The 26,125-nt window shown below is 67.2% G+C and carries 33 protein-coding genes; 3 read left to right on the top strand and 30 right to left on the bottom strand.

Going from position 1 to position 26,125, the window contains the following annotated elements; genetic code table 11:
- Positions 1-32 precede the first annotated feature (32 nt).
- Positions 33-284 carry a hypothetical protein gene (locus tag QZ951_RS15145; protein ID WP_293002019.1) on the bottom strand — a complete coding sequence of 84 codons (252 nt, stop codon included), beginning with the start codon at positions 282-284 and terminating at the stop codon, positions 33-35.
- Positions 285-298: 14 nt separating this feature from the next.
- Between QZ951_RS15145 and QZ951_RS15140 the strand changes: the two genes are divergently transcribed.
- On the top strand, positions 299-1,048 hold the full coding sequence (locus QZ951_RS15140) for a hypothetical protein (RefSeq protein WP_293002017.1): 750 nt from the start codon (positions 299-301) through the stop codon (positions 1,046-1,048).
- On the opposite strand, the gene QZ951_RS15135 is transcribed toward QZ951_RS15140, so the two are convergent.
- From QZ951_RS15135 to QZ951_RS15090, 10 genes are all read right to left on the bottom strand, one after another.
- Complete coding sequence (locus QZ951_RS15135; RefSeq protein ID WP_293002015.1) at positions 1,032-1,376, bottom strand: hypothetical protein; 345 nt, start codon at positions 1,374-1,376, stop codon at positions 1,032-1,034. The genes QZ951_RS15140 and QZ951_RS15135 overlap by 17 nt on opposite strands.
- Positions 1,373-1,849, bottom strand: coding sequence for a hypothetical protein (locus QZ951_RS15130; RefSeq protein ID WP_293002013.1), 477 nt, complete (start codon positions 1,847-1,849; stop codon positions 1,373-1,375). Before QZ951_RS15130 ends, QZ951_RS15135 begins: the two co-directional genes overlap by 4 nt.
- Positions 1,846-4,593, bottom strand: a complete 2,748-nt coding sequence (locus tag QZ951_RS15125) for a hypothetical protein (RefSeq protein ID WP_293002011.1) — start codon at positions 4,591-4,593, stop codon at positions 1,846-1,848. The genes QZ951_RS15130 and QZ951_RS15125 overlap by 4 nt, the downstream gene beginning before the upstream one ends.
- Positions 4,590-7,301: a host specificity factor TipJ family phage tail protein gene (locus QZ951_RS15120; protein WP_293002009.1), complete on the bottom strand. Its 2,712-nt coding sequence runs from the start codon at positions 7,299-7,301 to the stop codon at positions 4,590-4,592. The genes QZ951_RS15125 and QZ951_RS15120 overlap by 4 nt, the downstream gene beginning before the upstream one ends.
- On the bottom strand, positions 7,298-7,768 hold the full coding sequence (locus QZ951_RS15115; protein ID WP_293002007.1) for a DUF1833 family protein: 471 nt from the start codon (positions 7,766-7,768) through the stop codon (positions 7,298-7,300). Before QZ951_RS15115 ends, QZ951_RS15120 begins: the two co-directional genes overlap by 4 nt.
- Positions 7,765-8,553: a hypothetical protein gene (locus tag QZ951_RS15110; RefSeq protein ID WP_293002005.1), complete on the bottom strand. Its 789-nt coding sequence runs from the start codon at positions 8,551-8,553 to the stop codon at positions 7,765-7,767. The genes QZ951_RS15115 and QZ951_RS15110 overlap by 4 nt, the downstream gene beginning before the upstream one ends.
- Positions 8,553-11,117: a tape measure protein gene (locus QZ951_RS15105; RefSeq protein ID WP_293002003.1), complete on the bottom strand. Its 2,565-nt coding sequence runs from the start codon at positions 11,115-11,117 to the stop codon at positions 8,553-8,555. Before QZ951_RS15105 ends, QZ951_RS15110 begins: the two co-directional genes overlap by 1 nt.
- A 166-nt stretch (positions 11,118-11,283) precedes the next feature.
- Positions 11,284-11,466 (bottom strand): hypothetical protein, encoded by a 183-nt coding sequence (locus QZ951_RS15100; RefSeq protein WP_293002001.1) that lies wholly within the window; start codon positions 11,464-11,466, stop codon positions 11,284-11,286.
- A complete protein-coding gene (locus QZ951_RS15095) occupies positions 11,463-11,855 on the bottom strand; it encodes a BRO family protein (RefSeq protein WP_293001998.1) in 393 nt (130 codons plus the stop codon). Before QZ951_RS15095 ends, QZ951_RS15100 begins: the two co-directional genes overlap by 4 nt.
- On the bottom strand, positions 11,852-12,370 hold the full coding sequence (locus QZ951_RS15090) for a hypothetical protein (protein WP_293001995.1): 519 nt from the start codon (positions 12,368-12,370) through the stop codon (positions 11,852-11,854). The genes QZ951_RS15095 and QZ951_RS15090 overlap by 4 nt, the downstream gene beginning before the upstream one ends.
- Positions 12,371-12,630: 260 nt before the next feature.
- Here QZ951_RS15090 and QZ951_RS15085 point away from each other — a divergent pair, with 260 nt between their 5' ends.
- Entirely contained in the window at positions 12,631-13,218 is a 588-nt protein-coding gene (locus tag QZ951_RS15085) for a hypothetical protein (RefSeq protein WP_293001992.1), read from the top strand.
- Positions 13,219-13,246: 28 nt separating this feature from the next.
- Positions 13,247-13,522, top strand: a complete 276-nt coding sequence (locus QZ951_RS15080) for a hypothetical protein (protein WP_293001990.1) — start codon at positions 13,247-13,249, stop codon at positions 13,520-13,522.
- A gap of 10 nt (positions 13,523-13,532) precedes the next feature.
- On the opposite strand, the gene QZ951_RS15075 is transcribed toward QZ951_RS15080, so the two are convergent.
- The 19 genes from QZ951_RS15075 to QZ951_RS14985 form a co-directional block, all read right to left on the bottom strand.
- Positions 13,533-13,733 (bottom strand): type II toxin-antitoxin system HicA family toxin, encoded by a 201-nt coding sequence (locus QZ951_RS15075; protein ID WP_293001987.1) that lies wholly within the window; start codon positions 13,731-13,733, stop codon positions 13,533-13,535.
- Between the two features lie 32 nt (positions 13,734-13,765).
- Positions 13,766-14,125 (bottom strand): hypothetical protein, encoded by a 360-nt coding sequence (locus QZ951_RS15070; RefSeq protein WP_293001984.1) that lies wholly within the window; start codon positions 14,123-14,125, stop codon positions 13,766-13,768.
- Positions 14,126-14,318: 193 nt separating this feature from the next.
- Positions 14,319-15,335: a tyrosine-type recombinase/integrase gene (locus tag QZ951_RS15065; protein WP_293001981.1), complete on the bottom strand. Its 1,017-nt coding sequence runs from the start codon at positions 15,333-15,335 to the stop codon at positions 14,319-14,321.
- Complete coding sequence (locus QZ951_RS15060) at positions 15,322-15,558, bottom strand: hypothetical protein (protein ID WP_293001978.1); 237 nt, start codon at positions 15,556-15,558, stop codon at positions 15,322-15,324. Before QZ951_RS15060 ends, QZ951_RS15065 begins: the two co-directional genes overlap by 14 nt.
- A 44-nt stretch (positions 15,559-15,602) precedes the next feature.
- The gene (locus QZ951_RS15055; RefSeq protein ID WP_293001975.1) at positions 15,603-16,016 is read right to left on the bottom strand and encodes a hypothetical protein; all 414 of its coding nucleotides are present in this window, start codon (positions 16,014-16,016) and stop codon (positions 15,603-15,605) included.
- A 9-nt stretch (positions 16,017-16,025) separates the two neighbouring features.
- Complete coding sequence (locus QZ951_RS15050; protein WP_293001971.1) at positions 16,026-16,991, bottom strand: phage tail tube protein; 966 nt, start codon at positions 16,989-16,991, stop codon at positions 16,026-16,028.
- Between the two features lie 15 nt (positions 16,992-17,006).
- Positions 17,007-17,423, bottom strand: coding sequence for a hypothetical protein (locus tag QZ951_RS15045; RefSeq protein ID WP_293001969.1), 417 nt, complete (start codon positions 17,421-17,423; stop codon positions 17,007-17,009).
- Entirely contained in the window at positions 17,420-17,947 is a 528-nt protein-coding gene (locus tag QZ951_RS15040; protein ID WP_293001967.1) for a hypothetical protein, read from the bottom strand. The genes QZ951_RS15045 and QZ951_RS15040 overlap by 4 nt, the downstream gene beginning before the upstream one ends.
- Positions 17,944-18,591 (bottom strand): hypothetical protein, encoded by a 648-nt coding sequence (locus tag QZ951_RS15035; protein ID WP_293001965.1) that lies wholly within the window; start codon positions 18,589-18,591, stop codon positions 17,944-17,946. The genes QZ951_RS15040 and QZ951_RS15035 overlap by 4 nt, the downstream gene beginning before the upstream one ends.
- A complete protein-coding gene (locus tag QZ951_RS15030; protein WP_293001963.1) occupies positions 18,588-19,001 on the bottom strand; it encodes a hypothetical protein in 414 nt (137 codons plus the stop codon). The genes QZ951_RS15035 and QZ951_RS15030 overlap by 4 nt, the downstream gene beginning before the upstream one ends.
- Positions 19,002-19,013: 12 nt before the next feature.
- Positions 19,014-19,307: a hypothetical protein gene (locus QZ951_RS15025; RefSeq protein WP_293001961.1), complete on the bottom strand. Its 294-nt coding sequence runs from the start codon at positions 19,305-19,307 to the stop codon at positions 19,014-19,016.
- Positions 19,304-20,935, bottom strand: a complete 1,632-nt coding sequence (locus QZ951_RS15020) for a hypothetical protein (RefSeq protein WP_293001959.1) — start codon at positions 20,933-20,935, stop codon at positions 19,304-19,306. The genes QZ951_RS15025 and QZ951_RS15020 overlap by 4 nt, the downstream gene beginning before the upstream one ends.
- On the bottom strand, positions 20,935-21,288 hold the full coding sequence (locus QZ951_RS15015; protein ID WP_293001957.1) for a hypothetical protein: 354 nt from the start codon (positions 21,286-21,288) through the stop codon (positions 20,935-20,937). Before QZ951_RS15015 ends, QZ951_RS15020 begins: the two co-directional genes overlap by 1 nt.
- A complete protein-coding gene (locus tag QZ951_RS15010) occupies positions 21,288-21,896 on the bottom strand; it encodes a hypothetical protein (RefSeq protein ID WP_293001955.1) in 609 nt (202 codons plus the stop codon). The genes QZ951_RS15015 and QZ951_RS15010 overlap by 1 nt, the downstream gene beginning before the upstream one ends.
- Before the next feature lie 6 nt (positions 21,897-21,902).
- A complete protein-coding gene (locus tag QZ951_RS15005; protein WP_293001953.1) occupies positions 21,903-22,628 on the bottom strand; it encodes a hypothetical protein in 726 nt (241 codons plus the stop codon).
- On the bottom strand, positions 22,625-23,098 hold the full coding sequence (locus QZ951_RS15000) for a DUF5675 family protein (RefSeq protein WP_293001951.1): 474 nt from the start codon (positions 23,096-23,098) through the stop codon (positions 22,625-22,627). The genes QZ951_RS15005 and QZ951_RS15000 overlap by 4 nt, the downstream gene beginning before the upstream one ends.
- Before the next feature lie 7 nt (positions 23,099-23,105).
- The gene (locus QZ951_RS14995) at positions 23,106-23,426 is read right to left on the bottom strand and encodes a hypothetical protein (RefSeq protein ID WP_293001949.1); all 321 of its coding nucleotides are present in this window, start codon (positions 23,424-23,426) and stop codon (positions 23,106-23,108) included.
- A 63-nt stretch (positions 23,427-23,489) separates the two neighbouring features.
- Positions 23,490-23,681, bottom strand: a complete 192-nt coding sequence (locus QZ951_RS14990; protein ID WP_293001947.1) for a hypothetical protein — start codon at positions 23,679-23,681, stop codon at positions 23,490-23,492.
- A complete protein-coding gene (locus QZ951_RS14985) occupies positions 23,651-26,044 on the bottom strand; it encodes a hypothetical protein (protein ID WP_293001944.1) in 2,394 nt (797 codons plus the stop codon). Before QZ951_RS14985 ends, QZ951_RS14990 begins: the two co-directional genes overlap by 31 nt.
- Positions 26,045-26,125 lie beyond the last annotated feature (81 nt).

Raw genomic sequence — 26,125 nt, 5'->3', positions numbered from 1 at the left:
TGCCGCCCTGATCGGTGCACCTTTTTCTCTACTTAAGTTGCGGCGCTGCCGGCGGACGATTGACCCGCTCCGTGCGCATGCACCCCCTCCATCGCATCGAGGGCGCGCCGAATGCATTCCCCTCCCATGCTCGACAACGTTCGGTTCTCACGCTCGGCTGCGCCCTCCAACCGCTGCCGCAGATCGAGCGGCAGCCGGATATTCGTGTGCTTGCTGGCCGTGCGCTTCCAGCGCCCTTCGCGCTCGCGACCTGCCGTCTTTTTCGCTGCTGCCCGTGCCGTCATCGCGGGGTGTCTCCGTGGTGCGTGGTGAAAAATCTAATCACAAAAACCGTACTAAGCAAGCCGCTGATACGGAAATTCGCACTGACGCGAGCCTGTTCATTGATCGCATTGAGAAAATAGCGGCCGGCCGAAAACTCACGCCTTGGCTGAAGGGCATCGGCTGGATTGCCAACGATGTCACCCGGATCAAGGCCGGCGTGGTACCGGGCAGCACCAAGCTGCAGCAGCTGGCGGAGGCCGAAAACGTCAACGTCACTTGGCTGCTGACCGGCATGGGTGCGCCGTACCAGGTGGAGCATTTCGAGACCGATGTCAGCGCCGCGCGCCGCATGCGCGAGATCCTGTCGCCGGCCACTGCTGCGCGTGCCATCCGCGCGATCGACGCCACGACCAAGCGCTGGCTCCTGGTGATCGAGCGTCAACCATTCGCAGCGCTGCCCGCCGCGTTCGTGGTGCTGGCTGGCGAGCTGGGGCGGATATCGCTGGATCAGTACGCCGTATGCACGCACCAGCGGTTCGGCTCGGAAAACCACCTGCTGGAATCAGCCGTCTTCGCGGCCGTGGCGGAGGGCCGCGTAGGCCGCTACGAAATGCTGCAGGCACAGCCGCCGCTGTTCGGTAGCGCCCCGGTACCCCCAGCCGTTGCCGTAGCAGACACGGCGCTGAACTACGTCTCCAGCAAGGAAGCCCTGCACGCGGAAGTCGAGCGCATGAGCGACGAAAAGGCCGCGCGCTGGCTGCAGCTGCTCAGGCTGCAGGACTGACATCACCAGCCGGCAGCGCGGCCGCGCTGATCAGCACGCGATCGCCCAGCTCGCCCTCGATCACCACGCTGCAGCCGAACCGGCTGACGCCTGCGGGGGTCAGGCTGTAGCGCTCGCCCAGCGCCTCGCCGTACATCACCGCCACGTCGATCGCTGGATCCACGGCGGTACCGGCATGCGTCAGCAGCGCGCGCCAGACGCCCGTCGCAACGTCGGCGGAGATCTCGATCGGTAGCTGGGCCAGCGTCACCGCCAGCATGCTGCCCGACAGCACGGCGTGATCGCCGATCAGCAGCCTGCCCACCTCGCAGCGGATCTCGATCGTCACAGCAGGTCTGCCAGGTCGTACGCCGGGCCCTCATTGGTTGCCGCGGTGATCGCGTTGCGAATGCTGACGCTGGCGCGCACATCATCGGGCCAGATGATGATGGGCTCGCCTTCGATCAGCGTTGGCGGCTCACCGAGAAGCATCAGCAGCAGCTCGCGCTTCAGCGGCCCCTCGCCATAGCGCGTCAGCTGCCCCACGCTGGCCGTGTGCTGCATGGTGACCATAACGCGGCGATCCAGCGCATCGAGCACCGCGCCACCTTCATGATCCAGCCAGCGCACCACGCCGATCAGCGTCCGGCCGCCCATGTGCTCGTGCCGATAGGCCGAGCAACTCGCTGCCACGTAGTCGCCGGTGTCCAGTAGCAGCAGTTCCTCGTCTGGCGCGATGACGCTGATCGGCTCGCCAGTGTCAGGGTCAGGCAGTGTGAACGCCGCCAGGTCGGCGGGATCGGTGACCTTGGTGTAGCTCATGGAATGACTCCGCCGCCGCCTCTGGTTGGAGTGCCGCCCGAGCCGGACCCTCCGCTGACCGGAACGGTAAAAGTGATGGTGCCCACATGGATGCGCAGATCGCTGCTGACCAGCGTCACTGGGTTGGATGTGGCCTGCAGGCTGAACGTCCCGCCCAGAAGGATCGTGCTGCCCTCGTAATACAGCCGGAAGGTCTGTGGCGAACCGCGGGGAATTGCACCGAGAGCGACGCTTGAGGCGCCAAAGCTGGCGCCAAAACTGCCCTGCTGCAGCGTCCCCGCCGCCGCCGTGATCGTGACATTGGCGGGACTCGCTGAGTCCCACGACGCAGTGAGGTTCGCGCCGTTCCACTGGCTCCCCGCTCCGGCTGTTCTGACTGGCGGCAGATTGCGGCCGCCGCCTACGCGCACACCGGTTGTAGGGTCTGTGAGCGCCCATCCCGCAAAAGCGTTGCTCCTTACGATCGCGGCTGCCGTGCCATTGACATTGGCCACGTCATTGGCCGTGCCCATGCTCGTGATCACATCGGCATCGTCGAGCGTCACGCCGCTGTTTCGCCGCAGGTTCACGCCGGCAGTGGCGCCGACCGTCGCGCCGCTTTCGGCAGCCCAGCGCCGACCGCCAGTCTCGGCAATGTAGTCGGCGGTCCGGTTCGGGATCGGCTTGGCGAAGTCCGGTCGGTTGTCGGTCAGGATGTCGACGCGCGTCTTGCCGAAGGTGCCGCCGTCCAGCACTTCAGCATCGAGCGACACCGGCTGCGTGAAGCTCAGGTCGTCGACCCGGAACACCGCATAGAAATTGCCGGGCGTGATCGTCGCGCCGGTCGTGTTGCGGACGAACAGGCCGATGTAGACCCGGCCGAAGGCCGCCGCCGCCGGCACTGATCCGGTCATCGTGAAGCCGGCGTAGGCGCTGCCGGTGCCAGCACTCAGATCGGCGAACTGAAAACCACCGGATGACAGCAGCGTACCGGTGCTGGTGAACCAGCAGATGCCGACCCGCGCGATGAACTCGAGCCCGGCCACGCTCGTGAGATAGGCCGAATCGACCCAGCGCTGGCCGGTCAGCAGGAACGCCTCGTTCGGCCGCGGATAGACGCGATCGCTCTGCAGCGCGAGCGCGTGATAGCTGTTGCTGTTGACCGTGATGCCTTGGCCCGCTGGCACGCGGAGCTGCACGGCACGCGAACCCGCGAACGCCACCGTGTCATAGGCGAACTGCACGGCATCCTGCGGGAACGCGCCGATGTTGGTGCCGTCGCCGCTGGTCGTCTCCCAGCCGTCCAGCACGATCACGCCCGCCTGCATCGTCGTGACGCCACCACCACCGGTGCCGATGCCGACGCTCGCCAGTTCGAACGTTGGGTTGACCAACATGTTCTTGCCCGACGTGACCGAGCGCGGCCGGCCCGCCTGCAGATACGGCGTGCCGGTGCGGCTGTAGACCGGCCCGTCGACCACGTGCTTGTCGATCGACACCGCCGCGGTCAGGCGCATGTCATCGAACCGGGCATCGCAGTACAGCGAGCTGCCGGTATTGAACGTGCCGCTGGCCACGATGATGAACGCCGCGCACTGGAACCGCGCATAGGCGGCATCGCTGGGGGCCGTGATGCGGTAACTCAGGTAGTCCGCCTCGTAGGCGATGCCGGCCGCGCCGGTGGCGTCGGCATAGCTTTCCGGAGGCGTGCACGCGGAGCCATCCGCCCGATACCAGAACAGGCCGATGCGCCGCAGCGCGCTGACCGTGCCAGGCAGCGAAGCATGGGCATCGGCCCGGCGGAAGCCGCCATAGATGTAATCGTCACCGCCAATCACGTTGATGCGGTCGGACTGCACCACGCACCCATAGGTGCCGGGCCCCAGGCTCTGCCCGGGCTGCAGGCTGATCAGCAGGTTCGCGCCACCGGAATGCGGCGCGAAGCCGCTGGTCTCGCGGGACACCGCCCAGCCGCCGGTCGAGACCGACCGATACCAGCCATCGCAGATACCGGTACTCGCCGTCAGCACCGCGCCGGCCGGGAAGTCAGCATCGTTCAGCTCGAAGCCCGGGTTCGGGCACAGGTTCGCGCCTTGGATCTTGCCGATCAGCACGCCGCGCTGAAGCTGGTTTGCGCGCAGCCGCGCGTAGTTCGTGCCGTCCGGGAACTGGTCCAGATTCGAAACCACGCCGCCGCCACCGGGCAGCATCAGGTTGGTCCCCAGCACCGCGCCGTTGGTGGCCCCGTCTTCCACCGTCTTGGCCCGGGCATACACCGGTGTGCTGTAGCTGCCGCTGCTGCCGCCGTAATCCACGAAGCGCATCGTGTACCAGTACAGCGCGCCGTTGGTCACGGCATCGTTGTAGGCGGTGCCCGGGGCGATGAACAGCAGGGTGAAGGTGCCGGGCATGCCGCCGGCGTCCGGCGCGCGGTAGATCTCGGTGCGCACGTCGGCTGCCAGTCCGGCCGGGCGGGTCCACATCAGGTGCACGCCATCGGCCAGCGGCGTGGCGGCAGCGCCGGTCACCTGCGGCAGGTACAGGCGCGCGGCCTGCACCGTGTGCGTGGCTGCACTCCAGTCGCTGGGAATGCCGCCGAGCTTCGGCACGCAGCGGGTTTCCACTACGTACTGCACGCCCACCTCCACGCCGGGAATCAGGATCGGCTGGCCGGGGGCAAAGCGGTGGTATTTCCAGTCATCCGGTACGGCGCTCGGCCGCACGCGGACCTCCACATAATCGATCGGCAGGCAGGCAGCGGTCACGGAATGGACACTCGAATCACCGGGCTCGTGGATCCGCCGGGGGCGGTGGTCGGTGCCGTGCCGGACGTGCCGCCGCTGGCCAGTGTCGGCAGCCGCGGGCAGCACTGGATCAGCGCCGGGTCCACCACGATGTCGCCGCGTGGCGGGAACGCCGGCGGCGTCAGGTTCTGGGTTTCCAGCAACTCCGGTGCGTCATCCACCAGGGTCAGCGTGGCGGTCAGGTCCGGGCCGGGATCCTGCGAGACCACGCGGCATAGCCGGGTTTCGCTGTTCAGCTCGCCGACCATCGCCAGATCGCCGACATTCACGCCGCCCAGCGGCGTCATCAAGGTGAAACGGTTGACCGTGCCGACCACCGACGTCACCTGCGAGACCACGCTGGCCGCAATGTTCCGGCGGATCCGCAGCGCATACGTGCGGCCGGCAGCCAGCGTCACGAATTCATCGATCTCCACCTCGGTGGCCTGGCTGCTGCCATTCAGCACCACGCGCGTTACCCGGCCGCTGCCAAGCCCTACGCCGATCACGTCACTGGCGACGCCCACCAGATCGCCGCGGCGCGCCACCAGATTCTCCACGTCGCAGGTGAGCGTGTAGTTCGTGCGCCGAAGCCGGTTCTGCGCGAGGAAGTACTTGCCGCCCAGCCAGGCCTGCTGCGGGCTGGTTACCCCGCGCAGCTGCAGCGTCTCGAAGCGGGTGGCGGTGGCCTCGGTGTAGCCGGTATCCGGCACGATGATTTCATCCTGCTGGTAGTCCAGATCGGGATTGACGAAGCGCACGCGCACGGCATGGGGTAGGGGCTCCAGCGAGATCTCCGCCTCGAAGTTCTGGCTGTTGCGCGGCGTGAACCACTGCACCGGCACGCTGATCGCCTGGTCCTGAATCACCGTGAACCGGCCATCGCGCTGGCTGATGCTGGCGCGCCCCACGCTGGCAATGTCCCGCGCCAGCTCGAACACCGTGGTGCGGCTGTCGATCACGGCATCGAAGGTGCGGCCACGCGTGGTGCACTCGGCTGCCCAGTCGATGATCTCGGCCAGCGCCAGCCGGCTGTTGCGGTCCACCGCGCGCTCGGTCGCGATGCCGGTCAGCACGTCGACAAACGCCCACGCCGGCGATCGCGTGGCCTGTGTCACCCAGGCGCTGCCGCTCCACACCGGCAGTGCACGCTGCGCCAGCACGTTGATGCGATCGGTCACACCATTGAGCTGGTCGGTGCTCTTGATCCGCATGGCCAGCAGCAGCGTGTTCGGCACGGCACTCGGCACGGTGTAGGTAACGCCGCGCAGCGCAATCAGCTGGCAGTCTGCCGCCGTGATTGTCGGGCTGCCGATCTCGGTCACCGTGTTCTGCCGGGAAATCCGCACCTCGTACTGGCCGCGCGCGCCGGGCTTCACGCGGATGCCGGCCATGCGCGTCTCGCGCACCATGCCCACGCAGGCAAAGGCGTAGTCGCCGCCCGGCACGCTGATCCAGCCGGCGCTGAAGCTGGCCGTGCCAGTCAGCACCGGATTGATCCACGCGCCGCCGCTGCCGGCTGCGCGGTACTCCACCGAAAAGCGCACTGTGGCCAGCCGCGTACGGTTGCGGTCATCCACGCTGTACAAACCCTGCGGAAAAGCCAGATCGAAGCTGAACTCATCCACGCCCAGCGCCGTGGTGCGGGTCACGGTGCTGGCGGGGTCATTCAGTTCCACTGCCAAAGTCTCCTCGCTGACATCGTTGGCGAACAGCGACGGCGCGCTGCCGATCTCGACCTCCACGCCCTGGAACGAACTGATCGGCGTGGTGCCGATGCGGATATCGCTGATCGTCAGCGGGCCGTATCCCAGCATCAGCAGCACGCGCAGGTATTGGGTGTCGCCCACCTGTTCGGTGAACGGCAGCGCGGCGAACGGCGGATAGAAGCGCATTCGCCCATACACGCAGGGCACCACCTCGTATGGCGCCACGTTGTTGCGGGTGCCGGTCAGCGCCGTGCGCCGGTTGAAGCTGTCGCCCGCACCCGGGGCGGACGGCACCGGCGGTGCCAGCAGCTTCAGCAGCGGCTTGGTGATGAAGCTGATGACGCCCAGCAGCGCGCCCAGGATTCGGCGGAACACCCGCTGCGGCACCGCATGTGCCGTGACCAGCGCGCCGGGCTTCGGCCGCACGTGGGGCCACTGCTCGCGCGGAACTTCCACGCCGTTGACGCTCACTCGGTAGTGGCCCGCCGCGTCGCCCAGCAGTTGCTTCAGGCTGCCGCCGGCGGGCGCCTTCGCCTCGAGGCAGTCAGCGCGCAGCGGCTGCGGGAACACGCGGATCGTTACTTCCGGTGCCTGCCGGTAGTAGCCGGCAATTCGTGTGGCCCAGCGCGGCCCGTCCAGCCGCTCGATCGCGCTGCCAACGTCGTCCGTGCTGCTCAGCATCTGCAGCGGCGCGGTGGCCACCACCACGCCCGCGTGGCGCACATGGCTGCCGATGCGTAGCAGCACCACGTCGCCCGGTTGCGGATCGGTGACCGCTTCCCAGTCGCGCGCACAGGCATCGATCAGCCCGTGTCGGTCCGGCTGGTCGGCGCGGCACTGTTCGCGGTAGTCCGGTGTGGCCAGGCCGTACACCTGCTCGCGCACCGCCTTGACCACGCCCCAGCAGTCCAGCCCGATCGCCGGATCGCGGCCCATGTCCACGTACGGCACGCCGACAAAGCGGGCAATTGCCGGCGTCACCCGAACAGCCCCGGCGAGTTGACCGGCGTGAACTGATCGCGCGGGAATGGTTCGTCCAGGATGTTCTCGTACGCCAGCTGCAGGTTCACGCTGTCCGCGTTCACCCGCCAGCGCTTCAGCGTCAGGGTGTAGGGCCCGGCCTCGATCGTGTTCGGCTGGCTGGCCAGCACGATCTCCAGCCGCACCGTGGGCGTGCCGGTGATGCTGCGCAGCGTCGCGGCAATCGCCTGGTCCACGTTGTCGATCACCATGCTGAGCTGCGGCAGGCTTTCGCCATCGTCTTTCGGCAGCACCAGCTCGAAGGCCAGCGGCTGGAACGTGCCTTCGCTGCGCACCAGCGGCACCGGGTCGTTGACGATGCGCACCGGGCTGGCCAGCCCGCCGCCGGACAGCACCGCGCACTCCACGAACACCTCGCCGGTGTTCTCGGCCAGCACTGCCTGCAGCGCCCGCAGCGACAGGCTCACGGCAGGCGCACCAGCTGAAGGTCCGCGGTCCACACGCGGGCACCCGCCAGCCGATAGGTCGGCCCGGCCACTACGCTGTAGCGGGCATCCAGCGGCGAGGTCGAGACCGACAGCTCGGCAAACCCGGCCGGGCCAATGTTGGTACTGGCCGGTCCGTTGATCACCAGATAGCCGCGGCCGCTGACCGCACCATCCGGCACCAGGCATGACGCCGTGACCAGCGTCCAGCCGGTATTGGCCGGCAGGTCGCCGCCGGCGCCGAACACGAAGTTCGCGCCGCTGGCGTTGGCAAAGGCCACGTTGAACGCCAGCGGATACGTGCAGCCGGTGGATCGCATCCGCAGCCGCGTGAACAGCCGCTGCCCGGGCGTGACATCGAACGGCGCGTTCTCGGAATTGTCCCGCTGCAGCGCCTGAAAAAAGCCGCCCCAGGCTTCCGTCGTGCTCTGGATCGTGCTGCCGGAACCGGTCCACAGTCCGCGCTGCAGATCCGCGAAGCTGCCCTTGTTCAGCAGGTTGCGTTCGCCCAGCGCCGAGCCCAGCGCTGGCCAGGCGAAGGGCAGGGCGCCACCGGCCAGCGTGTACTGGAACCAGTTGTCCAGCAGATCCTTCTCCGCCTGTGAGCGCAGCAGCACCGTGCAGCTCAGCGGCCGCTCGGCTGCGGTGTAGCGCTGCCGGGCCTTGCGCGGGCCGCTGTCGTTCTGGCTGCGGATCACCGTCTCCGGGGCAGCGTCGGCAAAGCTGGCGCGCAGCGGCGCCTGCAGCAGGCTGGCCGGGTACTGCATCAGAGCACCCGCCCGGCGCGGCGCAGGCCGTAGGTATCGCGGATCGCGCTGCCCACTTCGCCACCCTCCCGGATATCGCGCCCGATCTCCGCCACGATCAGCCGCAGGGTCGGCCGGCCATCGGCATCGGTGCTGCGCTCGGTGCGCACCTGCGCGTTCGCCACCTGGTTGATCACCTGCACGTTCAGGTTCAAGGCCCCGCCGCCAGCAGCGCCACCATTGCCGCCACCACTGCCCAGCGGCACCACCTCGCCGGCATTGCCGGGCAGCAGGTAGCTGCGGCTGGTTCGGCTGTCGCGAAACACTTCCGGAACACCCGACTCGGTGACCTCGTACAGCCCGCCGGCGGCCACGCTCCCGCCGAAGCGCCGGCCGGGTGGCTGGGCGGCGCGGATCTGCGCCACCTGCCGCAGCTGGATGGCCACGGCCGTGGCCGCAGCCACCGGTGCCAGGAACGGGCCGACCACCGGGATGCCTACCGTGCTCTTGTATGCCTCGATCGCTACGCCCGGGATCGCGACCAACGCCTGAGCAATTGCAAATGCCTTGTAGGTTTCGAAGCCTTTCCGTCCAAAGCTTTGAGCCAAGGTCGCTAACTGGCCGAAGACTGCCGCCGTGCCCATCGAAATCTCGGCGAAGACCTGCACCCGCGCATTGGCATAGCCTTGATCGATCTCCATCAGCGCTTCTGCATGTGCCGCTGCAAGGTCTCTTTGCCGCTGCAGATTCGCAGCAAAGTCTTCGGTTCCAGCCGCGCGCGACGCGATTTGCGCATCGAGTTCTAGGCGCAACAAGCTTTGATACTCCTGCCGGGCAAGCCCCCTTGCACGCTCTTGCCCGCTATCGAGCCGTCCGAACGGATCGGAGTCCTCTTCGCCACGCGCCAAGTTCGGACCCTGATCCCGGCGACGCAAGAAGCGCTGCGAGGCAGCGTCCGCGCGGTCGCGGGCACGCTGGGCATTGCGCGCCAGTTCCTCGGAATCTTTCTGCGCCTTCACCTGCGCCTCGAGCGCGGCCAGCTTCTCCAGCTCGGTAGCGAGCGACGCCTGGTCAGTGCTCCGGCCTCGGGCCTTCAGCTCGAACAGATCGCGCGCCGCACCGGTCAGGGCCTCGCCAGTGCGCAGCTCCTCCGCCACGATCGCCGCCCGTACGCGCGTGTCCTCGATCGTCCGGCGCTCCGATGCCTCGCGCTCCACCGCGATCTCCAGCGCCCGCTGGCGGTCGCGCAGTTCGTCGGCGGCGGCACGCGCGGCCTCCCGGGCATCGTCGCGCAGCGCGCGGTTGGCGTCGCGCTGGGCGTCTCGTTGGGCTCGCGGATCCGGCGCGCTCTGGCCGAAGCTCAGCAGGTTGGCGCCGGTCAGGAAGTCCGGCGCAGGCCGGCCGGGGGAAATGAACGGCGCAGCCGCTGGTCGGTTCGGGTCGAAGAGCTGCGGCGCGAACGGGTTGGCGGTGACGAAATCGCGGGCGGCATTCGTGCTCCGCGCCAGCGAGCCGATGCCGCGCAGATTGCCGCCGGTGATGGCATTGGCGCCGGCAATCGCCGTATCCACCAGCGGCGCGAAGAACGTCTGCACCGAAGCGGTCAGCCCGTTCTCGCGCTCGTAGCGCAGCAGCGTCGCGATGTAGCTGCTCAGATCCCCGAACGCGGACTTCACCGGGCCGGATGTGTTGTCAGCCAGTAGAAGCAATTCGTTGCGTAGGCGCTTCACCTCATTGGCCGCGCCAGCAATCTCGGTCTGCGCGCTGGTGCCCAAGGCGAGACGCAGACCGTCGCCCAAGGCTGGCAGCACTTCGTTGCCGGCCAGTTCGCCGTTCTTGATCAGATTCCGAAGCTGGTCGTTGGTTATGCCCAGCCCACGGGCCACGGCGTCAAAAGTCTGCGGCAGGTTGGTGCCAAGAGTGCCGGCCAGATCGTCCAGCGTGATCTTGGCCTTGCCGCCGATGCGGATCACCTGGTCGAAGTTCTGGTTGATCTGCTGCTGCGTCAGGTTGTAGGCCGCGCCGGCCTCGTTCAGCGCGCTGAAGATGTCGTCGCGGCGAGTGCGGGACAGCCCGCTGCTGGCCGTGCCTGCCACGAAATCCGCGTAGTTCGCGGCGGTGTCCTGGATCTGCAGCGCCAGCCGGTCCGCTTCCAGCCGCACGAACGTGAAGCCCGCTGCGCCCGCCGCTGCAGACCCGGTTGCGGACGTGATCTTCCCGCGCAGGTCATCGAACTCGGTGCCCACGGTGAACACGGTCTGACCAAGCTGCACCAACCCGGCAACGCCGATGCCAGCAATCACCCCCCGGACGGCTGATTCCAGAAAACCGATCTGTCGGCCAGCCGCCTGCGACGCCGCGCCGACCTTCATTGTTTCGTCCTGCTGCTTGCGCAGCATCTGGCCGGCGGAATCCGCCGTGGTCGCCAGTCCGGCGTTCTCCAGCTGCACCCGCTGGAACTGCTGCGTGGCCATCGCGGCGGCATCGCCCATGGCCTTCAGTTGTGCCGCGACCCGCGCCAGATCGGCGTCGACCGACTTGGCACTGGTGCCCAGGCCTTCGGTTTCCCGGCGCGCCTGCGCCATGCGCGACGTGAATTCCTGCCCGTCGAGCGAAAGGACCAGCCGGATCTGATTGGGCTCTGCCATCGCTGCCTCGATGGCCCCGCAAACGAAAAAAGCCGCAGCATCCGGTTGGATGCTGCGGCTTTCGCGACGGGGCGTTATGCCTGATGGCGGGAGTGTAGTCCCGTCAGGCCGTGGCCGTCAGCCGCTCCTCGATCACCTGCAGGCGCGTGGCCACCGGGGCAAACAGTTGCAGCAACGCGGTGCTGCTCATCTGCACCGGCTGTTCCCCGAAACAGCACAGGGTCTGCACGCCTTCCACGTAGGCCCGCAGTTCCATCAGGTCCACCGAGATATCCGGGGCGCTCATGCCTTGGCTCCCTGGTTGCCTGCAGAAAGGAGTCCGCTTTTCCGCAGTTCAGGGAGAAGACTTTTGCGAATCCAACCCCGGAACCGGTGCGCGATTGACCCAACCTCCAGCGCCTGATGCGTCCGCAGCACCAAAGCATAGAGCCCAGACTCTGAGACGAAATTCATCAACACCAGCCTCCCTTTCCTGTCTCGGCACTGCAGTTTCTGAAGTTCGTCCTCGTCCAGTCGCCTGACAAACTCGCGCGTGTTGCTGATCTGCAAAATCCGCGACAAGTCGGTAGCGCAAAACCAAGGTAGCCCGGACTCAACCTTGACCCGAATCTCGTCTCGCTCGAACGGAAAACGTAAAGGTGCAAAGTCGGTAAGCGGTCGCTTGCGATTGCTCATGACCGCACCTCCATCGCCGCCCGCACGGTGCTGGCGAACTGCCGGTGCTGCCAGTAACCGCGCTCGATTTCAAGATCGGCTTGCGCACGTCGAATTCCGAAAACGAACGCTCGGGTTTCCGGGGTGCGCCCGTAGCGGGTCCCAAGGCACAGCCGCAATGCCAGATCAAACAGCACCCAATTCACAGGCCGCTGACTGCCGGGATATTGCAGCATCCACTCGCGGACCCATCGTCCGGTAATGGGCTGATTGTCGGGAGTCTTCACGCCCTGAGCATTCAACGCCGTTGCCGCACGGGACACGCAGCGATGTTCGATGATCGCGGCACACAGCTGGTCGCCGTAGGTCTTCGGCTTGATGCCGGTGGCCTTGATCCAGCGGTCAAGGTCTTCCAACTGCTGCGCCACGTCCCGCAGCAGCGCGCGGCGCGCGTGCTGCAAGGTGGCAACGGTGGGGGTGGAACGCTTGAAGTGCAGCCGGATATGGCTGCAGGGCACTGCGGCGGATGACAGCATGACGGACTCCTTTAGCTTCAGTAGTCCGCCTTCAAGATGAGGAAGGCGGGACTCAACTACCGCTAAAGACGGCTGACCTTATTCCCCTTGCGGGTATTGTATTGGGGCCTATCGTCCCGCCATGGAAAGCCTACCCGTTCTGTGATGACGGGCACAAAAAAACCGCAAGCCTTTCGTGTGCGGGTAACGCTTTAGTAGCAGTGCACGTAACATGCACCAGCGGTGAAAAAATTTCAACTTCGCTTTTGGAGGGACAGGGAATGCTGAAGGTTCTGATCGTCGCGTTGGCATCGATTGGGTTGGCTTCATGCGCTTCCACATCCTCCGGATTCCTCGGCGTGGGCGGCGTCACGGAGCGGGTCGATACCTTCACCGGCAAGCGTGTCATCGAGACGGGCGAGGGCTTTGTCTATTGCCCCTCGAGTGAAGGCTTGCTGTGCGACACCCGCATGACCCTTCGGTTTCTGTGGGCCGGCGGCGACTCGATCTTGGTCGTGGCCAAGCTCCGCGATATCAAAAGCATTCAGGCTATCCAGTTCAACCTCGGTGCCGAGCCGATTACGATACGGCCCGCTGGCACATTGACGGATTTCACTTCGGACGTGACACGCTCCGGGAATACCCTCTACACCAAGGCCGAATCGACTCAGCGTTTCATCGTCACGACCGAGTTCGCCCGCAGCTTGATTTCTTCGCCTAAGGCCCTGGTGAGACTTGAATTGCTCAACAGCAATTACAACCAGCCGGGCGACTTCCTGAGACCTACGGTAGCCGGGCAGCCTGCAGCAGCGTCTTTGCTGACAGAGTTGCTGAACCGCATCGACAAGTCGGTGACGCCACCTGCATGACCACCGCCACCACGGACAACTGGTAGCCATGCCCCGGAAACCGCCAGCCGCTCCTGTCACTGATCAGCAGCGCGAAGCCGATGCCCTGATCGCGGCAGAGCTAGCTGCCGACCCCAGGAATGGGCCGAGGTTCGATAACGTCGACGCGTTCATGGCGGCGCTGAAAAGCGCTCCGGATGTGCCGGACCTGAAGCTGGGTTCGCAGTTCCGCGCAGCACGTGCTCAGGCTGTTGCTGAGGGTATGCCAACGCTCTCGGCTGACGAAATCAATCAGGCCAGACGGGATTTGTGGCGGCGCGGCTAAAGCGCTGGAGTCACGGAAGCGCGTCGTAAAACGCCTGCTTTGATACTCCAGCCTGGCTCGCCATGCTGGTGATCAAGGTCTGGCTGAAGGGAGCATTCGGGCAATCCACGGTCACGCTGCGGAGCTTGCCGTCTACGATCTTTTGCCACTTCTCGTGCGATCCGCGCTGCACGACGAAGGCGAACCCTAGTTTTTTCAAAATTCGTTTCACGTCCCTGCATTCCAGGGGCGGGAACTTCGAACTCATGCAGCAGCGGGTCTCTGCGGCGAAAGTGGTAGCAGGTCGCAGAAGGCACGCACCCGCTCCCGCATGGCGCGGAACCGGCTCATCGCGTGTACCACGTGGTACCGCAGCACAAGTGCGACAGGAGCCTTGCGCTGCAGCAAATCCACCCCGTGAGCCTGATCGTCGCCTGCCACCGCGTCGTAGACGTACCAGAGGATCTGATGGTGAAGTTTTTTGCGAGCTTCCTCAAAACTGTTGGCCTGCGCCGCCAAATTGAAATCAATACAAACTGCGACCCACTGATCGCCTTCCAGCTGCGCATAGCACCGCAATTGCATATCTGCTGGGTGGATCACCCGCTTTTTTCTCGTCGCCATGGCGTTCGCTCTCTGTGCAGGGCCTTCTGTGAGGCCCGTTTTCGGCGAAGTCAGGGAATTTCCTGCTTCTCTGCGTGAATCACCCGTTGACACGGCTGTAATTCAGGAGTTGCAAAAGCGTACCACTTCGCGGAACAGAGGTGAAAAGTATTTTCACCGCGCGGAACAGAGGCTGTTCCGGCACGTCAGACGGTCACTTCCCCCTCAAAAACGCCGCCAGCCCGCTCGCCGGGTTCTTGATCCGCTTCATCGGGTTGGCGTCGGTCGCTGCCTTTCTGAGTTTCCGGAACGCGATGTGGCTGTAGATCGCCGTGCTCTTCGGGTCGGCGTGGCCCATCAGCTTCTGGCGGATCACCAGATCCACGTCGCCTTCCGCCAGCTCCTGGCCGTACAGGTGCCGGAACGCATGCGGGTGCAGGTGGCGCGGGTTCACGCCGGCGCGCTCGCCGTGGGTCTTGATCATGTTCCACACGCTCCACTCGGTCAGCCGGCGGGCCTCGCCGCGGTGGTCCGGGCCCAGCGTGTGGGTGTTGGTCTGGTTGACCCATAGCACCTGCTCGCCGCTCGGCAGGCGGCGGTCGATCGCCTCGAGCTCCGGGTGGCCAAGGTAGGCACGCACCAGCAGCCGGGTTTCCTCCGGCGCCGGCACGTAGCGCTCGTGCTTGCCCTTCTCGCGCAGGCGAATCACCATCTCCTCGATGCCGGCATCGCTGGCGGCAAAGATCAGGTCGCCCTCGTTCATCGCCACCAGGCCGCTCACGCGCGGCCCGCAGCCGATCAGCACGCTCAGGATGGCCACGTCGCGCACGCCGGCAAAGGTGTCCAGATCGCACTGCGCGAGGATCTTCTCGGCATCCGCGGTCGGGATCGGCAGCGGCAGGTTCCGGCCCAGCTTCGGGTAGGGGAGCGTCTCGCAGGGGCTCACGCTCATCAGTCGCCGGTTCACCAGCCACTTGAACCAGCCCCGCAGCGCGGAGACATACACCCGCCGCGTGGCGGTGCTCAGGCCGCGTTCGTGCAGCACGATGCCGGCGAACTTCTGCACCTGCTCCGGCGTGATCCGGGTCATCACCAGCCGCTGGCTGTCGCACCAGGCGCTGAGCTGTTCCACGGCCGCGCGGTAGTTCGCCACGGTGGTGCCGGCATGGCCCTTGTTGTGGGCGTTGTGCTGCAGCCAGCTTTCGAGCTGGAATCGCTCAGCGTCGGTCATCGGCTTGCCCGTCGCGCGGCTGCAGTGCGGCCTCGATCACCCGCAGCAGCCCGAACGCGAGATCCGGGCACCAGCCCTGCGTGCGGATCAGCTCCAGCCACGCGGCCCGGCCAGCACGTGGGCCGCCGCCGGCGGTCGGCACTTCGGCCAGCCGCCAGAACCACGTCCAGATCTCGGTTTCCCACTGCAGGCGCGGCGGCAGATCGGCCTTGCCCGGCCGCACCTTGAGATCGCGCAGGGTGGCCAGCGCGCGTGGGCCGCCGGCGTTTACCCAGGCAGCGCACGCGCGGAGTCGTTTCCCGCGTCGGTCTCCAACTGCTGCAGGTGAATGCCCAGGCCGGTGACGGTGTTGATCACGAACGCCGCCACCGGGTCGATCTCCATCAGCGCGGTGCGGCCGTCTGCGCTGAACGGCACCGGGTGCGGGCGGCCGTCGTCGCCCTGTTCGTCCACACCATCCCAGCCGTGCAGGCATTCAGCCGCCACCAGTTGGCCGTATACGGCCTGATCGAACACCGGCGGCGGGCTCTTGCGGGCGCCGTTCGCCGGCGGCCTGGTGACCATCGCCTGCTCGATCAGCGCAGCCCGGCGGGATGCCGGCAGTGGCGATAGCTGCAGGCGCGTGCCTTGGCTGCCGGGCAGATCGATCCAGCGGCGGCGAGTGTTCAGGATCAAGGTCATGGGGAGGCTTTACGGGTAGGACGGGACATCGTTCACCAGCACCACGGTCACCGGGTTGGCGCCGGCGGCGTAATGCGCGCGCCAGTTCACGCCTTCCACCACCAGGCCCTTGCTGGTGTTGACGTTCAGCTTCGGGCGATCGAACTCGATGTTCGGGATGGTGACCTTCATCGTGGCGTTCCCGGTCTCATCGGCCTGATCGATCACCAGCGTCTTGCTGACATTGCCCCAGGCGTGATCGAACAGGGTGGCGTCCTCGAACAGGCCGCCCAGCGTACCGCTGACGGCGGGCTGCCCCAGCAGGATCGCGCCGAAGCCCTCCTGGCCATCGGCCAGCGGATAGCCGGTGAGGTCGTTGCTCCACTGGATCGTGGTCTGGTTCAAGCGGCCCAGCGTGTTGCTGCCGCTGACGTCGTACACGTTCGCGCGTTTGGTGCAGGCCCGGCGCGTGGCAAAGCGCGGGGTCAGCGAGGCATCCAGCGGCGCAGTGGGCCGCGGCTTCACTTCCACCGCGCCGATCAAGCTGGCGCTGAAGCTCTGGTTGTTGGCCAGCGCATCCCAGCTCAGCTGGTTCAGCATCATGCCGATGAAGCGGTGATAGCGGACCACGGCGTTCGCGGTGACCGTGGCCTCGAACGCCAGGCTCGGCCGGTCGTTCAGGTTCAGCGTGAACGTGTGCGTGTAGGTGCCGGTGCCGGTGGTGGTCGGGGAGCCCAGCAGCGCTTTCAGCCACCAGCCGATGTCGTTCAGGCACAGGATGGCACTCAGCTCCATGCTGGCGCTGCTGTCCATCTCGGTGCGCTTGTCGGTGAGCGCGTTGGCCTGAATCGTCGGGTTCTCCTCGAGCACCGCCTCCTGCCCGGGATTCATCGTGCTGAACTTCAGCAGCTGGCCCTGCGGCGTGGCGCCCGGCGTGCGGAACGCGGATTCGAAGTAGCCGGCGAGGGTGGCCGTGCGGCCGGGGTAAACAAACATGGCGTGCTCCTGGGATCAGTCCAGCTCGGAAAATTCAAGGTCGGCGAACAGCCAGCCGGTGGGCACCACCGCCTGCTTGCTGAACTCCGCGCTCAGGATGGCCAACGGGCACAGCCCGTCGCCGGGGGAACGGATGAAGGCGCGCAGCTCCTCGAGGAAGGCCCACTCGGCACGCTCGACGGCCTCGCCATCGGCTTTCTCTGACAGCTCGAACTCGTACAGCAGCCCCAGCCGCAGCCGGCCCGCCACCTCGAAGAACGCATTCGGTGCGCGCAGGTCGCCGATGAAGTTGCTGGCCAGCGTGATCACGCCGCGCTTGCGATCGGCCGCTGCGCGCTGCGCGAAATCCACTGCGCTGCGCGTGACCAGGCGATTCGGGAAAGCGCCCTGCAGCGCGGTCCTGATCAGTGCCACCTTGGCCTCGGTGGTCACCGGATCAGCCCCGCTTCAGTCAGGCCGCGGCGAGCTGCAGCCTGCACCAGATCCGCGATGCGGCCGGCGTTCTGGCGGTTGTTCGCGGGCGCCAGATACGGCTGCGCGCGGGTGCCGTCGCGGGCGATCTTCCGGGCAATCAGGAACGGCAGCTGCGCGGGCGTCACGCCATTGCGCGGGGTGATGCCGCGGCGGCGAATCCACGCGGCGATGTTGGCCAGCCCGTTGGTCCCCAGCCCGCCCTTGCCGGGCGCGCGCCGCTCCGGGCCGTAAAGCCCGGTGCCGCGCTCCACATACGCGCCGTGCGCGGCGCGGCTGTTGATCTGGTGCAGCAGCACCTGCAGACGGCCACTCTGAATGTTCCGCGCCAGCGTGCCATCGGCCTTCGGCGCGGCGCGCACGGCTTCGCGCTGGATCAGCGCGGCACCGGTGGCCAATGCCTGGTCGACGTAGCGCAGCACCAGCGGCGATCGCGCCAGCGCATCCTGCACGCCGGTGGCTTCCACCTTCAGCGAGATGGTCATGACCGGAAGCCCTCGCGCACCTGTACTTCCCAGGCGTCCAAGGTCATCTGCGCCAGCGCGGCCGGCGTGCTGTTGCGGGTCTGGCCATAGCTGGGATCGCGCGTGGTGAACGGCTTGTGCGCGTTGCGGATGGCCAGCGCGCGCAGGCTTTCCACCTGCGCCCGCATCACCAGCAGCGGCAGATCCGCATCGGCAAACGTGGTGTCGTTGGCATCGTCGGCCAGCACGTGCGCCACGATGGCCGTGTAGCGGTACCGGCAGCCCAGCGCGCTGATCAGCCGCTGGGTCGGCACCGGCCGGAAGCGCCAGCTGCGGCCGGTGCTGGTGCGGATCAGTAACGGCAGCGGCACCTGCGGCTGGCGGCGCGGATCGTAGGGTTCGAACAGCGCGTTTGCATCGACCATCTCCGCCAGGTGAAAGCGCAGCGCACCGGCCGGGGCCGGGTAGTCCGCCTGATCGGCGATCAGCGTCAGCTCGAAGGGTTCGATGCGCGGCCGCACGCGGTTGAAATCGGCCGCCGCCGCGCGCAGGTGGTTGTCCAGCGCGGCACCCTGCGCTGCGCTGCCGTCCTCGCCGAACAGGCTGCGCGCATCCAGCAACGAGCTCGCCAGCTGCTCGCGTGCCGTTTCGAGCGTGAAGCTCACGCCGCGCGCTCCGGCTGGCCGTGCCCGGCGGTCGGCACGTTCAGCGCATTGAGCTTGTTCATCCACTCGGTCATCGACATTTCGCCGTCGATCACCAGCTGCGCGTCCGGCAGCTTGCCGCGGAAACGCCAGTCCTGGCTAAGGATCATGCTCATGGCGAGGATGCAGGTCTGGCTGCGCTGCAGCTCCTCGCGCAGCGCAGCGCGATCCGCTTGGCTGTGCATCAGCAGCCAGACCAGCAAGGCCGCGATGATCAGGATGCCGATGGTCAGCGCCAGCGGGTGCTGCATGAACTCGCCGATCAGCACCAGCCAGTCGCGCACGGATTGCGAGGTAAGCCCCAACGACGTAAGGGCGGCAAGAGCGGCAAACAGCTGAGCCGGCGTGACGGTGCGAAGGCGATCTTTCATGACGGTGGCCGGTCAGGTGATGGGAACCGCATATGCGGTATCGATGGAAATCCGGATCGTGGTCGGCACGCGCTCGCCGCTGCTCAAGACCGCGATGAAGGTGACCTCGTAGGTCTTGCCCAGCACGCCGCCGGCGATCACCGCGTACACCGTGGTGCCGTCCCGCACGCCTTCGCCGGTGGCACTGAGGCCAGGGGCATTCACGGTGACCTCGACGGTAGCCACGGTCACGCCGGCGGCGAGGCAGTCGCTCATGTCGACGCCATAGGGGCCTTCGTAGCGCGGATCCTTGACGAACGTGCTCATGCCGCCGCCTTGCAGGTGGTCGGGCGCGCCACGGCCCGCCCGTTGATCTGCGGCCGCAGCGCGCGGGCCCGGGTCGTCGGCCGCTTCGCGCGCGCCGTACGCGCCGGGATCAGCTCCAGACTGCCGCGCGCCTGCATTGCATCGAGCACGGCCGAGCGCATCGCCAGGCTGGCGCCAATGCGCGCCGCGGCAGTTGCCGTGCTCTCGACGTCGACCGCAGCCATCAGATCCGCCGTGATCGCCACGGTACTGCCGAGGCTGGCCAGCACGGTGTCGATGCCGGTGCTGAGGCTGGCGCTGATCGCGACACCGGCGGCGAGATCGCCCGCCACCGGGTCAAGAATCTGGCTGGCATCGGCTTGGGTGACCGCCACCGCGGAGCCGGACAGCTCGCTGCCGGTGCTGACGCTGCCCGCGGTGCCGGCGGCGATCGCGTTGCCGGCTTCGGCCGCACTGGCGGCAGAGCCATCGCCCAGCAGCGCGCCGGCGGTCGCCGCGTTGCCGCCATAGCTGCCCAGGACGGCATCCAGCAGCTGCGCCATGCTGGCGCTGATCGCGCTGCTGGCATCGCTGGCCGCCGTGATCGCGATCGCGCCATCGAGGTCCGCCTGCCGGATCGCCACGGCTGCCGCGCTCAGGTCGCCGGCTTGCGTGGTGGTCTGCGCGGCATCGGCAGCGATTGCCGCCATGCCTGCAGCGCTGCCATCGCAGGCGACGCCGCCGGCGGCAGCGGCTGCGATCGCTGCGATGCCGTAGAGACTGCCGAGCACGGCATCGAGCCCGTGGCTCAGGTTGGCGGTGATCGCCGTGCTGGCCGCAGCCGTGCCGGCCTGATCGGTGGCAGCCAGCGCGCTCGAGGCGATCGCACTGGTGGCCGCGGCGCTGCCGGCCTGCACCGAGCGATCCGCCGCGGCCGCCGCGACCGCGCTGGTGGCCGCCGCGCTGCCCGCAGCCGTGGTCTGGTCAGCCAGATCCCCGGCGATGCCGCCACCGCCACCGCCGCCGGCATCCTCGGCAACGGCGAGCAACAAGGCACCCGTGGGGCTGCCGCCGTCCCACGTCGCTTGCCGGGCATAGGTGCCGGCCGCAATCGGCCCCTGATATGCCGCTCCCATCGAGACAAACGAGGATCCGCTGCTGCCGCCGCTTGCCACGGCCGCCGGCTGCGTCATGCCATCGGGCGGGGTCATCGTCCGCCCTTGCGTGCCAATGCCGGCCACGTACAGCAGCCACTGGTTGGCGCTGGTCGTCGTGACCGAGATCGACGGCGGCTGGTTGGCAAAGCCCGTGCTGTTGACCGCGAAGACGGTGGCCGCACCCAGCGCGCCGAACGCCAGGATGGTGACGGCCTGCGAGATGGCGCTGGCGCTGATCGAAATCACGTCGGCATCGCCAGCCTGCCGAGTCCGGCGATAGGCGCGCAGCGTGATGTTGTCGGTGACGGCCACCGGCGTACCGCTCACGGTGACCTCATCCCAGCCGGACGGCATGGTGACGCTCGCGTCGCTGCCTTCGACCATGACAAACGCAAACAGGCCGTCGCCCGTCGACAGGCCAGCGGGCAGCGCCACGTCTACGGCGCCATAGCCTGAATAGGCCACTGCGCTGGCGGCGATGAACGAGGCCATTACGCGAACGCGATCGTCAGCAGCGTGTTCAGCGGCAGGATCTGCAGGCGCATCTCGGCCATCGCCTCCGCACCCACTGCGGCAAGCCCTTGCGCGCAGCAGGTACCGGCGGCGTCGCACACGCGGAAATGACCGCGCCAGTCGTCTGCAGGGCTGAACGCGCACGGCACGCCGCGCTCGGCTGCGTGCTTCCAGCCTGCCGGCAAGGGCACCTGCCAGACCGACTCGCCAGCGTTCGGGCTGGCGCAGTCGGCCGGGGCTGCCGGATCATCGAAAACCAGCAAGGTCGGCCACGGCCCGCACGCGCTTTCAAGCGCTGCAGCAGAAGGCACATGGGCGGCCAGCTGCAGCATCAGGCGTTGCCGGCAGTCTTGGTCACGGTGTTGATGGTGATCACCTGACCGTTCGCCACGTTGCGGTTGTCCACGTACATGTCGCCGCGGAAGGTGATCGTCACGCCGGAACCGACACCGGCCGAACTGGTGTGGCTCAGGGTCACCGTGGTACCGGTCACGGCCAGCACTGTGGCACCGGCCGGCACGCCGGTGCCGGTGGCGAACATGCCGACCACCACGCCAGTGGTCGACGCGAAGTTCAGGACGTTGCCGTTGGCAGCCGTTACAGCATTGGTGTTCAGCGTGACCGTATTGGTCACCGAGCCCTGCTCCATGCAGGTGGTGCCGGCGCTGTCGTAAACGCGGTAGTAATCGAGGTTGGTGCCGGCACCGGCAGCGGCCAGGCCGGTCATCGTCCAGGTGCCGTTCTTGCCGCTGGCGCCGCTAGCCGGGGCGGTCAGCGGATCGGCCGGCAAGGTGCCCTGCGCGATGCGCGTACCGGCATCGGCCGCCGCGCAGTTGGCCGGCATGCTGCCGCTAAAGCCGGCGATGATCGCGTTGGCTCCCCAGGTGGTTTCGATCGCCTGAAGGATCGCGTTGCGGACGCCTACACCGTATTGAGCCATGGGGAGTTACCGATCAGGGGTGTCAGCACGCACGGCGCGGATCCACTGGATCAGCGCCGTGCGCGAGTCCTCGATGCCGGCGCAGCGCTCGGCATTGAGGGTGTGGTTTTCGAGGAGGGCGGCAGGCGTCACGCCGGCGGCGATCGCGAGCTCGGCACCGGCAGCAGGTTCGCCGGGCGTGGTGTCGGTGGATCCTGCGGCAGCGGAATCGGAGGCGGCGAGGGTGCCAGCATCCACGCGGGTGGCGTCGGGATCGGTTGCGGCTCGCAGGCGATCGGCCTCGAGGGCTGTGTTCCACAGGCGGCGATAGCCAGCAGTGAACAGGCAAGCAGGCAGCGGCTCAGCGGCTGCACCAGGTGCCGGCACATAGACAGTGGTGACATCGGGGATCCTCTTGATGATGGTCCGCACGGTGGTCTGGCGCTGCTGCGCCAGCCGGTCGATGTGATCGCGCAGCTGCTCGGCAATCGTCACCGACTCATTCAGCAGCTTCAGGGAACGCGCCCGCTGATCGCTCAGCGCGCGCTCGTGCTGCAGCGCCAGCTGCAGGGCCTTCTGCGCACCGCGCGTGCGCTCCACGCTGACGCCGTAGCGGTAGGCGGCTACCGAGTAGGCGGCCCAGAACCCCACCACAATGGTGATCGCCAGCAGCGCCCACAGCAGGGACTGAATCCGCTCGGCCGCCGCAGCACCGAAGCGCCGCACCAGCCACGCCGTGAACAGCGCAGTCACGGGGCGGCCTTCGGAATCGGGCACAACCAGCGCACCGTCGCCGTGTGGCCGCGCCGGTTGCCCCAGACCTTGCGCAGCGCCTTCAGCGTGTCCTGGCTGTCGGTCACCGCCATGCCGTACGGCGGCAGCGGGGCGATGTGCTTGCCCAGTGCGATGCAGCCCTGCAGCTGGTGCGGCCAGTTGGCGGCGTGCATCAGCACCAGCGAACGGCCGATGCCGCGCTGCGCCGGCGGCACATCAGCTTCGGTCGCGAACACCTGCAGTGCAGGGTTCACGAACATCAGCACCATGCCGAACTGCGGGCTGTCCCACGGCCGCAGCTCGTAGTCGCCGGCGGGGATGCAGCTGCGGCCCTTCGCGTTGTTGCGCCACGGCTGTTCGGCCGTGACGCAGAACGGCACCTGATCCAGCGCCAGCCGGCCGAACACGCCGTTCGGTTCCACCAGCGTGCGCTCGAACAGGAAGTGCATGGCCGGCTTACGCCCCGCCTGCCGCGCGCTTCAGCTTCTCCGCCTCGATCTCGCTGATCAGCGTGGTGCGGGGCTTTGCAGCATCCTGCTCCAGCTTCAGCAGCGCATCGAGATCGCCACCGGTCAGCGCTGGCAGCGCCTTCTTGATCGAGTCGATGCTGCCCTTCTGCAGATCGGCCAGCGTCGGCGCCGTGCCGTCGTTCGTGGTGGAGGTTTCGTCGGCATCCGGCACGTCCGCAGTGACGGATTCGCCCGGGTACACCAGCCGGCTGCCGATATAGGTCGGGCCGCGGGCGTCGATCGGGTGCGTGATGATCTTCAGCGTCATGAATCGGTCCTCGAAAAGGATCGGGGCGGTTGCCCGCCCCAAGGGTGCGTCGGAGGAAAGGGCTCAGACCGCGGCGCGGGCGGTGGCCGAGTAGACGATCACGCTGGTCAGGCGGCCACGCAGCGGCAGCGGCACGTGGATGGTCGAGTACTCCTCGCCATACGCCTGCTTTTCGCCGGTCGGGCGCATCGTCGTCGGGTCCATCACCTCGAACGGCGTGCCGGTCACGAACGGCTTGGCGATGCGTAGCTGCACACGTTCGATTCGCCCATCAGGATCCGGCTTTCGCCGAGATCGATGCCGGGCTGGTTGGTGCCGAACGCCGGCAGGCCCTTGACGTTGGCAAGGTCGCCGCGCACGTCCAGGTTGGTGCCGTCCTTCTGCTGATCACGCTCGAACTGGGTGGCCTCGGTGATCGTGTTGTGCAGCGTGGCGGCACAGACCAGGAACTGCGCCTGAACGAAACGCTCCTGGCTGAGGATCGCCTTGCGCCGGCCGATGATGTCCAGCAGCGTGTTCGCGTGGTCGCGGAAGCTGGCCACGCCGCCCGGAATATCCAGATCGAACAGGCTGCGGTTGGTGCTGTTCGAGTAGCTGATGACCACCGCCGTGGCATTGGCCAGCGTCTGCACCGCGCCGGCCTGGTTGACGATCTGGAAATAGCCCAGGTTCCAGTCGGTGAAGCGCCAGTAGTTGCCGGCGCCCTGCGTGCCGGTGCCGTCGTACATCGGCCGGGGCGTGCCGCTGATGGTCAGCGTGATCGCGTTCTGTTCGGTGCCGATCGCGTTGCCCTGCAGATCCCGCACGGTGCGCGGCCGCACCACCGGGAACTGCGCGGTCTTGAACGTGGTGCGGGTGCCGTTGACCTGCGCGGTGATGGTTTCGCTGGTCACCGTGCCGGCGCCGAAGGCATCGGCGCTGCGCTGCATCTCGTTCGCCACGGCGGTGGCGATGATGTCGCGCATCAGGCGGGCATTGCTGGCGATGTTGCGCGCCCAGGCATCCCAGTTGATCAGCGCGCGCTGGGTGAAGTGGATCAGCTCATTGCTCATCAGCATGGCGATCTTGCGCGGCACCACGTAGGCCTGATCCATCAGCTGGCGAACGCCGCCGTACGGAATCGGGTTGCCCTCGTACACCACCGCGCCGTTGGTCACCTGGCCGGTGTTGCGCTGCTCGTACGGGATCTGCATCGTCGCCTGCGCCTGCGGGTCGACAATGGTCTGCACCATCTGCAGGAAGCGCAGATCGGCCAGCAGCTCGATGATCACCTGGCGCTGCGCCACCACCGGGAACTGGCTGTCCGCCACGTTGGTGCTGCCATCACCGGCCAGCCGCTTCACCTCGGCATCCAGCCGCGCACCGTGCAGGCGATCGAACTCGGCCAGCACCTTGCGGGCGAAGCTGGTCAGCTGCTTTTCCTCCGGCAGCCGCAGGCCGGCGTTCGCGGCCGAGAACTGCAGGTGCTCGCGCATCAGGCCGTGCGCCTGCGTGCCGATATCGCTGGTCAGCATCACGTTCGGCAGTACGCCGGTCATCGTGCCGCCAAAGCCAAGCTGCGCGCGCCGCAGCGTCACCTCGGTGGCGTTGCCGATCTCGATCGCCGCATCGGCCAGCGTCTTGACCTGTTCGGCCGTCATCTCCGCCGTGATGGCGGCGGCCTGCTTGCGCAGCGAGGCGCGGGTGACTTCGCTCAAGCCCTGTGCCGCGTTGATGGCATCGGTGAACGTCTTGCGGTGGGTCTCGGCCGTCTGCGCCAGGGTCACGCGGCGGGTCTCGGCATCGGCCAGCGCCTTGGCCACGGCCGTGCTGATCGCGTCTGCCGTCAGACCGCCGTTCACGGTCAGCGTCACGTTCGATTCGCCGGCGGCGAGCTGCGTTGCCGTGGCTTCGAAGGTCTCGCCCAGCTTGTGCAGCTTGCCTTCATCGTCGCCCAGGCCCAGCGCGATCGCCTGCGCCTCGAACTGCGCCAGCAGGGTGGCGACCATCGCGTTGCTCAGCTTCAGGCTCAGCAGTTTGGCGCGCAGCGCCTCCAGATACTTCTTCATGTCGCAGTCCTCGAGACGCAGGTGGGAAGGAACGAACACCGAGCGCCCTTGGTCGCTCAGCATCAGGCGGCCGGGTCCGGCCGAAGGGGTCATGTTCTTGATGAACGGCCGCGGCACCAGGCCAGCGCCGAACAGCAGCGGGCCGTGGCTCTTGCCGGTTTCCGGGTGCACGAAGTCGTCGGTGAAGTCGATCGAGAAGTACTTGAAGCCGTCCTCGGTGAACGTCTTCACGCCCAACGGCTTCCACTCCAGATCTCCCAGCAGCCGGCCCTGCCGGTCCACCTGCAGGCCGCGGAATACGCCGTTCACGCCATCGCCCGGGTTGTGGTTCCGGTCCAGGTAGATCTCCTGCCCCAGCGTGTTCGCCTCGAAGTTGCGGACGAAGCTGCGGAAGGTCTCCGCGTTCAGCCGCACCTTGCCGAACAGCGAATGGTTGGCATCGATCGGCCGCGCCAGCTGCTCAATCGACCGCAGCCCCGCGCCGGGGCCGGTCTCGACGGCGGCGAGGGCGTAGTAGTGGCGCTGGGTGTCAGCCCCTTCATTCAGCGTGATGCGGCGGCGGTGCTGCATGTGCGGCTCCAGAAACGAAAAAAGCCGCCGCACCCTTATCGAGTGCGGCGGCTTTCGCGACGTGGCGTTATGCCTTGCCTC

This window comes from Nevskia sp., from assembly GCF_021732705.1.
Lineage (GTDB): Bacteria > Pseudomonadota > Gammaproteobacteria > Nevskiales > Nevskiaceae > Nevskia.
Note: the sequence above shows the minus strand (reverse complement) of the source record. Positions and strands in the feature narration are given on the sequence as shown.